General features: G+C 68.1%; 7 protein-coding genes. 3 read left to right on the top strand and 4 right to left on the bottom strand.

Annotation, left to right across the window (positions count from 1 at the left end; genetic code table 11):
- Nucleotides 1-583 (top strand): nitronate monooxygenase family protein (locus INE98_RS10510; RefSeq protein WP_293538778.1); only part of this gene is annotated, 583 nt, incomplete at its 5' end.
- A gap of 84 nt (nucleotides 584-667) precedes the next feature.
- Here INE98_RS10510 and INE98_RS10505 read toward each other — a convergent pair.
- The 4 genes from INE98_RS10505 to INE98_RS10490 form a co-directional block, all read right to left on the bottom strand.
- A complete protein-coding gene (locus tag INE98_RS10505; protein ID WP_293538776.1) occupies nucleotides 668-3,706 on the bottom strand; it encodes a TonB-dependent receptor in 3,039 nt (1,012 codons plus the stop codon).
- A gap of 239 nt (nucleotides 3,707-3,945) precedes the next feature.
- Nucleotides 3,946-4,956 carry a beta-eliminating lyase-related protein gene (locus INE98_RS10500; protein WP_293538775.1) on the bottom strand — a complete coding sequence of 337 codons (1,011 nt, stop codon included), beginning with the start codon at nucleotides 4,954-4,956 and terminating at the stop codon, nucleotides 3,946-3,948.
- Between the two features lie 8 nt (nucleotides 4,957-4,964).
- Nucleotides 4,965-6,110, bottom strand: a complete 1,146-nt coding sequence (locus INE98_RS10495; RefSeq protein ID WP_293538773.1) for an epoxide hydrolase family protein — start codon at nucleotides 6,108-6,110, stop codon at nucleotides 4,965-4,967.
- A gap of 57 nt (nucleotides 6,111-6,167) precedes the next feature.
- Complete coding sequence (locus INE98_RS10490) at nucleotides 6,168-6,761, bottom strand: TetR/AcrR family transcriptional regulator (RefSeq protein ID WP_293538771.1); 594 nt, start codon at nucleotides 6,759-6,761, stop codon at nucleotides 6,168-6,170.
- Nucleotides 6,762-6,859: 98 nt separating this feature from the next.
- Here INE98_RS10490 and INE98_RS10485 point away from each other — a divergent pair, with 98 nt between their 5' ends.
- Both INE98_RS10485 and INE98_RS10480 read left to right on the top strand, forming a co-directional pair.
- Nucleotides 6,860-8,248, top strand: a complete 1,389-nt coding sequence (locus INE98_RS10485) for a carotenoid oxygenase family protein (RefSeq protein ID WP_293538769.1) — start codon at nucleotides 6,860-6,862, stop codon at nucleotides 8,246-8,248.
- A 74-nt stretch (nucleotides 8,249-8,322) separates the two neighbouring features.
- The coding region (locus INE98_RS10480) for an alkaline phosphatase D family protein (protein WP_293538767.1) at nucleotides 8,323-9,502 on the top strand (1,180 nt) is incomplete at its 3' end.

The following is a 9,502-nucleotide window of genomic DNA, read 5'->3' as shown; positions in this document are numbered from 1 at the left end:
GTCGGCTGAGCGCATGGGCGTCGACGCCATCTCCATCGACGGCTTCGAGTGCGCCGGCCATCCGGGCGAGGACGATGTGCCCGGCCTGATCCTCATTCCCGCCGCCGCCGACAAGGTGAAGATCCCGATGATCGCCTCGGGCGGTTTCGGCGACGCCCGCGGCCTGGTGGCCGCCCTGGCCCTGGGCGCCGAGGGCATCAACATGGGCACCCGCTTCATGTGCACGAAGGAAAGCCCGATCCACGAGAACGTGAAGCGCCAGATCGTCGAGAACGACGAGCGCGCCACCGACCTCATCTTCCGCACCATGCACAACACCTCGCGGGTGGCGCGCAACGACATCAGCCGCCAGGTGGTGGAGCTAGAGCGCTCGGGCGCCAAGTTCGAGGACGTGCGTGAACTCGTGGCCGGCACCCGCGGCCGGGTCGTCTACGAGACCGGCGATCCCGACCACGGCATCTGGTCCGCGGGCCAGGTCCAGGGTCTGATCCACGACATCCCGTCGTGCGCCGAACTCATCTCGCGCATCGTTTCCGAGGCCGAGGCCATCATCAAGGGCCGCCTCGCCCGCTTCGTGGTCTGAGCCTCCGGCGTCCCGCCCGAAGGTCCCAGGAAAAAGCCCCGGCCGCTGGGCGGCCGGGGCGAGGGTCTCCAGGTCCTGATGGCGTCAGAAGCGCGCCGTCACACCCAGCTTGTAGTAGCGACCCAGCACATCATAGGTCCCAAGGGGGAGGGTCGAGCCTAAGGGCGGCGGCTGGTCGGTCAGGTTCTCGATGGACAGGCGCGCGCGCATGTTCTTCAGGCCCATGGGCGATCCGATCATCTCGGCGAAGTCATAGGAGAAGACCAGGTCGTGGCGCATGTAGGCGTCCACCGTCAGGGGCGTCCGGGTCTCGATCGTGAAGTCGTTGTTGAACTTCGACTCCCCGATGTAGTTGAAGGTCCAGATCGCCGAGAACGGCCCGCGGGTGTAGGCCGACTCCAGCTTCCACTGCCACTCGGCGTTGCCGATCTCGTTCACGTCCCGGTTCAGGTCCGTGCCGAAGCCATTGACCGAGGTCTCCTGCTGGCGGACCGAGAACAGGTCGAGGTTGAAGTCCAGCGTCCCGGGATCGCCGCCGCCGAAGCGGTCAAAGCCGCGGATCGTGGCGAGTTCGAGGTTCCAGTCCAGACCGACGGTGAAGCCCTGGAAGTTGGTGAAACCGGCGTTCACGAAGCCAGACTGCGGACCATCGATCCCCGCCGCCTGGTCACGCCCCAGGATCTGGCCCGCCTGGGCGCCCGACGCCGCATTGCCGCGCTGGAAGCGGTTGCAGACCGTCGACGGATAGGCGTTGGAGTCGTAGCAGGTGCTGAGGATCGAGGTCAGGTTGAAGTTGACGATCGCCTTGGTCAGCTTGACGTTGACGAAGTCGAAGGTCAGGGCGAGCTTCGGGATGAAGCTCGGCTGGTAGACGAAGCCCAGAGTCCACTGCTCGGCGATCTCGTTCTCCAGGTCCGGATTGCCCGAGGTGGCGCCCTCGACTGTGAAGCTCTGGATATTCGAGACCAGGGCGTAGGTGGCCGGCAGGCCAAGGGCCGTGAAGGCGGCGGCGCAGTTGGCCTTCCGCGCCGTCGGGTTCGGTCCGGAATTGATGTTCCGGGAGTCGCAGGGGTCCGTCGCCTGCGTAAAGGAGGTCGACTTGGGCAGATAGACCTCGGTGATCGCCGGGGCCCGGAAGGACCGGCTCTGGGTGCCGCGGATCGTCAGGTCGTTGATGGGTTTCCACCGCAGGCCATAGCTCCAGGAGGTGTCGTCACCCGCCTGGGAATTGTCGATATAGCGATAGGCCCCTTCCACTTCGAGCCCCTGAAGGCCGATGAAGGAGAAGTCGCCCCCGAAAACGGGGACCGAGAGTTCGCCATAGTACTCGGTGGTGTCGAAGGATCCGGACAGGGCTGCGATTGCTGCTGAGCGGCCGACACCGTCCCGCTGAGGCTGGTTGGGTTGGAAGTCGGACTCTTCCTTGCGGAACTCGTAGCCAACATTGAAGCCGAGGGCGCCGGCGGGCAGATCCGCCAGGCTGCCGCCGAAGTTGGCCTGATAGACCGTCTGGTCAATCTGATAGTCGCTGCGGAACTGGACGCCCACATAATCCAGGGCCGCCTTGGAGGGCGCACCCTCTCCGAAGAGGTTGAGGGGTGCGCAGCCCGCCGCCCGGGCGGCGGCGTCACGGCAGACGATGGCGCCGGTGGAGTCCCGGACCGCGTCGATGGCCAGCAGGAACCTGGCCTGCACGATGCTGGGCGCGGAGAATGACCCCTTCGACTGGCCGCGGTTGACAGAGACATCCCAGTTGAAGTCGCGTCCCAAAAGCTCCAGGTCGCCCTCTGCCAGGAGGACGCCGCGATAGAGATCGCCCTCTGCGTTTGTCTTGTTGTTCCCGATGTCGGAGGACGCCCGGTTGAGGAAGAAGATCCTGTCGCCGGGAGAGGCTGTATCTGCAGGAAGGGCCGTGGGTTGAGCCAGGATGGCGGCTTTCGCCTGCGCCGACAGGAACGGGTTTGAGGTGGACATCCGCAGAGCGGCGGAATTCCCGCCGAACACCGAGGCGTTGTAAATGGGCTGGTTGAAGGGTTCTTCAGCCTCGACCCGCGAGAAGAAGACTTCGGCCTTCAGGCGGACCTTGGGCGTCACTTCGAACGTGGCGAAGCCACTGGCCACATGCCGGTCGAGGGGCGAGCGGAGCGAACTCAGCTTCGCCAGGTTCACCCCGTCGCCGCCCGAGGCGATGGACGTCTGATAGAAGGTTCCCGTCTGGAAGGGGACAAGGTTGCCTGCGCGATCGAATTGGGCGGCGATGCGCCCGCCGGGGCTGTTGGGATCGGCGATCGTCAATATGCCGGAGAGGGCCGTCCCCCCGGTCCGGGCGGGCAGGCCTCCGGCGGTCAGCTCGGGTATCCGCCGGTTCTGGATCAGGATGGAGCCCGCGATCAGGTCGGCAGGCCCGGTGTTCAGCGGATTGTTGGAGAAGGCGATCTGCCGGTTGGTGACCGATCGGTCCGTGAAGGCGAGGGCTTCTGTTTTGTTGTACTCGTAGCTGCCCATGATGTTGAGGCGGTCGTCAAGGAAGTTCAGCCCGCCGATGACCCGGGCGCGGTACTCCTCGGCGTCGCCGTACTCGGACATCCCGAACTGACCGTTGACCTCAAAGCCCTCATAGCGGGTCCGGGTGATGATGTTGACCACGCCGCCGATGGCGTCCGAGCCATAAACGGCGCCGCCAGTACCGAACACCCGCTCGGTCCGGTTGACCAGGCCTGTGGGGATGCCATTCAGGTCCACCTGGCCGCCAGCGCCTGTGCCGGTGAACAGGGAGGCCGCGTTGGAGCCCACGAAACGTCGGCCGTTCACCAGGGTCAGGGTCCGGTTGGTGCCGAGATTCAGCAGGTTCACATAGTTCCGGCCGGTGCCGAAGCCGCCCTGGTCGCCGATCGGGTTGATCGGGACGCCGGAAGACGGAGAGTCATTGATGGCCTCGGCGAGGTTGGTCTGCCCCTTGGCCTCGATCCGCTCGGAGGAGATCACCAGCAGGGGCTGGGTGGCCTCCAGGTTCGGCCGCTGGATCCGCGAGCCTGTGACCACGATTTCCCCGACCTCGGTTCCGCCGCCCTGGGCGAAGGCGGGCGCGGCAGAAGCCAGCCCGCACAGCGCGGCGGTCGCCATCAGGCCTGTCCGAAACGCTCTCACTCCGCAGATGATCATTTCCAGCCCCTCGCCAGTCTGATTGTCATGAACAGGAGGAATGCCGCGCAGCTTCTCCGCACATGCGTGCGCCCTTGCGTGAATTCCGTCTCCCTGCGCCCTGCCTATGGCGCCCGTCGTGTGGAATCAAACGCTCGCTCGGTTCCCGGCGCGCTCCGGCCTGTTATGTGACAATCCGGTAACAATACGCGACGGCGGGCTCAGGCGATCCGCCGGAGGGCGTGCGCGATCTCGTCCACCGCCTCGGCCGTGGTCGCCCATGAGCACATGAACCGAACCGAGCCGTCCAAGAACCTGTAGACGAACCAGCCCTCGGCCCTCAGGGCCTCCAGCCGGGCCTCGTCCATGTGCACGAAGACCCCGTTGGCCTCCACCGGATGGGCGAGGGGGAAGGGGCAGGCGGCGGCCAGGCGCGCCGCCATGGCGTTGGCGTGGGCCGCATGGCGCGTCCAGGCGCCGTTGGCCAGCATTCCCAGGAAGGGCGCCGCCAGGAACCGGCCCTTAGACGCCAGCTGCCCCGACTGCTTGAGACGCGCATCGAAGCGGCGGGCCAGGGCGCGGTCGAAGATCACGATCGCCTCGCAGGGCGGCATGCCCGACTTGGCGCCCCCCAGCACCAGCAGGTCCACGCCCATGGGACCGATCCGCCGGAGGTCGAACCCCGCCGCCGCCGCGTTGGCCAGGCGGGCCCCGTCGAGGTGCACGCCGAGCCCTGCGGACTTCGCCCGGGCGCAGAGGGCCTCCAGGGCATCGGCGGCATAGACCGCTCCGTACTCCGTCGCCTGGGTCAGGGACAGCGCCGCAGGCGGCTGGCGGTGAGACACCTCCGGCTCAGCCAGAGCGGCGTCCAGCCCCGCAGCATCGATGCGCCCCGAGGCGCCTTCCAGGCCTCTCAGGCCGACTCCGTGGCCGAACAGGCCCGGCGCCCCGGTCTCGTCGGTCAGGATGTGGGCGTGGCGATGGGCGAGCACGGACTCAAAGGGTCTCGCCAGGGCGGCAAGGCAGATGGCGTTGGCCGCTGTCCCGGAGGCGACGAACCTCACCTCCGCATCCGCGTCCAGCAGGGCGCGCACCGCATCCGCCGCCGCCGCCGTGACGGGATCGGCGCCGTAGCCGGGCGTGAATCCCGCCCCGTTGGCCTCGACCAGGGCTTGCATCGCCTCCGGCGCGGCCGGCGCCGTGTTGTCCGAGGCGAAGTCGTAGCGCGCCACGGTCTGGCTTAGCCCGCCTCTCGGGCCCAGGCCCGGACGTCGTCCACGTAGAGGTCGGGCTCCTCCATGGCTGCGAAGTGCCCGCCGCGCGGCATCTCGGTCCAGCGGACGATGTTGTAGGCCCGCTCGGCCCAGGTGCGCGGCGGGGCGGAATAGAGGGGCTCGCCCGGGAAGTTGGCGAAGGCCGTCGGGGTCTCGCAGCGCTCGCCCGGCTTGAAGGCGACCCCGCCTTCCTCGAGGAGGCCGCGATAGTACCAGGCCCCGGTCGTGAAGCTGCCGGTCATCACATAGATCATGATGTTGGTCAGCAGCTGGTCGCGGGAATAGGCCTGGTCCAGGGTCTTGGCCGACAGGTCTGACCAGTCGTGGAACCGTTCGGCGATCCAGGCGGCCTGGCCTACCGGATTGCCCGCCGCCATCCAGGCGATGGACTGGGGCTTGGAGGCCTGCAGGCGGAAATAGGCGCCCATCAGCTCCATCATCTGGCCCTGCCGGGTGATCCAGGCGATCTCGGCCTCGGAGGTTGGCCCGCCGTGGGGCCGGAAGCCGATCATGTTCAGGTGGATGGCGCGCACGCTGTCGCCATGGTTGTGGCCCAGCCAGGAGGTGACGAGACCGCCCCAGTCGCCGCCCTGGGCGAGGTAGGACGGGTAGCCCAGCACCTCCGTCATCAGCTGGTTGAACAGGGCCGCCGTGGCCTTCTGGCCGATCGGGCGTTTGGGCTTGGACGAGAACCCGAAGCCGGGGAGGGAGGGGATGACGAGATCGAAGGCGTCCGCCGGGTCGCCGCCGAACCGGCTGGGATAGGCCAGCTTCTCGATGGCGCCCCAGAACTCGAAGTGCGAGCCTGGCCAGCCGTGGGTGATGAGCAGGGGCCGCTTGCCGCCGGCCTCGCCCACCACGTGCAGGAAATGGAGGTCGAAGTCGCCCACGCGCGCCGTGTACTGGGGGAACCGGTTGAGGTTGGCGACCGCCGCCCGCCAGTCGAATCCGTCCGCCCAGTAGCTGCAGAGGGACTTGAGCCAGGTCTCTTCGCAGCCGTAGGCCCATCCGTCCTCCACCTGGGGGGCGACGGGCCAGGGATAGGCGCGCACCTGGGCGAGCACCGCCCCGATCTCGGCGTCGCTCCAGCGGACTTCAAAGGGTGTCGGCATCAGGGGTCTCCGGCTCAAGCACTCCGCCGGCATCTCCACCGCCTGCCGGCGGCGAGGTCAAGGGGCCGCCTTGGCGATGGCTCCGAGGCAGGCGAGCCGGTTCAGCCTGCGGCCCTCCTCCGGGGATATCTGCCCGATGAGGACCAGGCCGGCGAGGCCGTAGACCAGGGCCCAGAAGACGTTCCCGTAATCGGTCGCATTCCCGGTCAGGAGGCCGGCGTCAATAAGACCCCGGACATGGCGGAACTGGCAGTCCCGCGCCCGTTCTCCCGCCGCCAGGAGCCCGGCCGACGGCGGGGCCTTCATGTCCTTGAGGTCGAACATCAGGGCGTAGGCGCGCGAGTTGTTCACCGCGAAGTCCAGATAGGCCTGGCCCACCGCGATGGACCTCTCGACCGGATCGCTCTCGGCGTCGAACGCGGCCTCGAGGGCGTCCGCAAAGCGGTTGTAGGCGCTGGTCCTGACAGCGTCGATGATCTCTTCCTTGTCCCGGAAGTAGCGATAGGGCGTCATCGGGCTGACACCCAGGGCCGCCGCCAGTTGCCGCATGGTGACCGCGTCTATGCCTTGCTCGGCGAACAGCTCCTCGGCGGCCGTGCAGAGACGGCTCCGGAAATCGGCGACGTCGGCGTCGGACAGGACCCTGGGCATTCAGACATCCATCTTGCTGCTTCCGAGACGGCGGCCTTGCGTCGATCGCCCGGAAGGTTCAACACTTTACATCGTAATCTGGCCGAGGCGCGACCCCGATGAGCGAAAAGACCCGCACCAATCCCTACCTGACCGGTAACTTCGCACCCGTCCGGTCCGAGGACGACTTTGAGCTGGAGGTGGTCGGCGACCTTCCGGCCGGTCTGCGGGGCGCCCTCTACCGGACTGGTCCGAACCCCCAGTTCGATCCCCTCGATCCTCATTATCACTGGTTCACCGGCGACGGCATGGTCCACGCCTTTCAGGTTGGCGACGGCAAGGTCACTTATCGCAACCGGTATGTGCGGACGCCCAAGTGGGAGCTTGAGCGCCAGCATGGCCGCGCCCTCTTCGGCGGCTTCAACCCCATGCTGAGCGATCCGCTTGCGGCGGGCCAGGACAGCGGCGTGGCCAACACCAACATCCTCTTCCATGCCGGCCGGCTGCTGGCTCTGGAGGAGGGGCACATGCCCTTCGAGATCGACCGCGACACCCTGGAGCCCCGGGGTTACGCCGCCGAGTACGGGGGCCGGGTGACCGCCCATCCCAAGCTGGACCCGAAGACCGGCGCGATGGTCTGGTTCGCTTACGGCGTCGGGCCGCACCCCTTCTCCACCACAATGAGCTACGGCGTGACGGACGCCGCCGGCAGGGTCGTGCGCCGCACCGACTTCGAGGCGCCCTACTCGGCCATGGTGCACGACTTCCTGGTGACCGAGAACTATGTCCTCTTCCCCATCATGCCGCTGACCGGGAGCCTGGAGCGGGCCATGAAGGGGCTTCCGGGATATGCCTGGGAGCCGGACAAGCCTTCGTATGTCGGCCTGATGAGGCGTGGCGAGGATCCTTCCCGTATCCGCTGGTTCACCACCGAGCCCGGCTATGTCTTCCATCCGATGAACGCCTATGAGGCGGACGGAAAGATCGTGGCCGAGGTCTGCCTCTATGACGCGGCGCCCCTCTTCCCCCTCGCCGACGGCCGGCCCGGCTCGCGCAGCGGCGCCCGCCTGACCCGGTGGGAGTTCGACCTGACGGGCGCCACCGACCAGGTGAAGGAGACGCCGATCGACGACCTCGATTCGGAGTTCCCGCGGCTGGACGAGCGGTTTGCGGGCCTTGCCTACCGGCACGGCTACTACGCCGCGGACACCACCGGGGCGAAGTCGGTCAAGATGAACGCCATCGCCCACATCGACCTGAAGACCGGCGCCCGGAAGGTCTGCACCTTCGAGCCCGGCGACCAGGTTTCCGAACCCGTCTTCGTTCCACGGTCCGACACCGCCCCGGAGGGCGATGGCTGGCTGACCGCTGTGGTCTGGCGCGCCGCCGAGAACCGGTCCGACCTCGTCGTCCTCGACGCTTCGGACGTCGACCGCGGCCCCGTCGCGGTGGCGAAGGTCCCCCGCAGGGTGCCCTTCGGCTTCCACGGCAACTGGGTGGGCGCCTAGGGCGCACCCTTCGTCCAAACGACACAGTTCCGGATCACACTGGGCGCTTCGACCGTACTGGTTCCGGAGCGCGCATGACCCAAGGATCCCCCAGTCGCCGCGAGACCCTCGCGGGGCTCTCCGTCTCGACCCTCGCTCTTGGCGCCCACCCCGCGGCGGCCCGGGCGAAGCCGTTGGAGGTCTTCCGGCATGGCGTGGCCAGCGGCGATCCTGACGCCGGCAGCCTGGTCCTCTGGACCCGGGTCACGGCCAGTGAACCCGTCGAGGTCGAGTGGGAACTGGCCCATGACGCCGCCTTCCTGCGCACCGTCCAGGCCGGGCGGCTCTGGACGGGCCCGGACCGGGACTTCACCGTCAAGGTTCTCGTCTCGGGTCTCCAGCCCGGTGGCCGCTACCATTACCGCTTCCGGACCCTGGGCGAGACATCGCCGGTGGGCCGCACCCTGACCCTGCCGACCGGCCGCCTGAACCGGCTGGGCATCGCCCTGGTCTCCTGCTCCAACTACGCCTTCGGCTGCTTCAACGCCTACGCAGCCATCGCCCGGGATGCAGCTGTGGACGTCGTCCTGCACACCGGCGACTACATCTACGAGTACGCCGCCGACGGCTGGGGCGCGGCCACCGCCCGCCGCCTCGGGCGGCTCCACGAGCCTCCGGGGGAGACCCTCACCCTGTCCGACTACCGGGTCCGTCACGCCCAGTACAAGACCGACGCCGGCTCCCGCGCCATGCTCGCCGCAAAGCCGCTGCTGTGCTGCTGGGACGATCACGAGAGCGCCAACAATCCCTGGACGGACGGCGCCGAGAACCACCAGCCGGCGACCGAGGGCGACTGGGCCTCCCGCCGCGAGGCCGCTCTCCAGGCCTACTACGAGTGGATGCCCATCCGCGATCCTGCGCCAGGGCGGACCCGCGCCCAGTTCTGGCGCACCTATGTGTTCGGCGATCTGGCCACCCTCTGCACCCTGGAGACCCGTCACACCGCCAGGGCCCTTCAGGTCGACTATGCGGACTGGCGCGACAGGGTGAACAGCCGGCAGGAGGCCGAGGCCCTCGAGCGCGAGACGACCGGCGCCCCTGGCCGGCGGCTGATCGGTCCGGAGCAGGAGGCGGACCTTGAGGCCGCCTGGCGCGCCTCGGTGGCGGCCGGGCAGCCCTGGCGGCTGATCGGCAATCCCATGCCTATCGCCCGGACCCGCGTGCCTGACGTCGCCGCCCTGGGCCTGGTCCCGGACCTGTCGAACCCCGCCGCCG

Source organism: Phenylobacterium sp., assembly GCF_020253645.1.
In the GTDB taxonomy this organism is placed as follows: domain Bacteria; phylum Pseudomonadota; class Alphaproteobacteria; order Caulobacterales; family Caulobacteraceae; genus Phenylobacterium.
This window is presented reverse-complemented; position numbering and strand designations above follow the sequence as displayed.

Bases quoted from the DNA above. Each gene is read 5' to 3' on its own strand.
- INE98_RS10505 (WP_293538776.1), bottom strand. From the start codon at position 3,706: ATGGCGACCGCCGCGCTGTGCGGGCTGGCTTCTGCCGCGCCCGCCTTC.
- INE98_RS10495 (WP_293538773.1), bottom strand. From the start codon at position 6,110: ATGCCGACACCCTTTGAAGTCCGCTGGAGCGACGCCGAGATCGGGGCG.
- INE98_RS10490 (WP_293538771.1), bottom strand. From the start codon at position 6,761: ATGCCCAGGGTCCTGTCCGACGCCGACGTCGCCGATTTCCGGAGCCGT.
- INE98_RS10485 (WP_293538769.1), top strand. From the start codon at position 6,860: ATGAGCGAAAAGACCCGCACCAATCCCTACCTGACCGGTAACTTCGCA.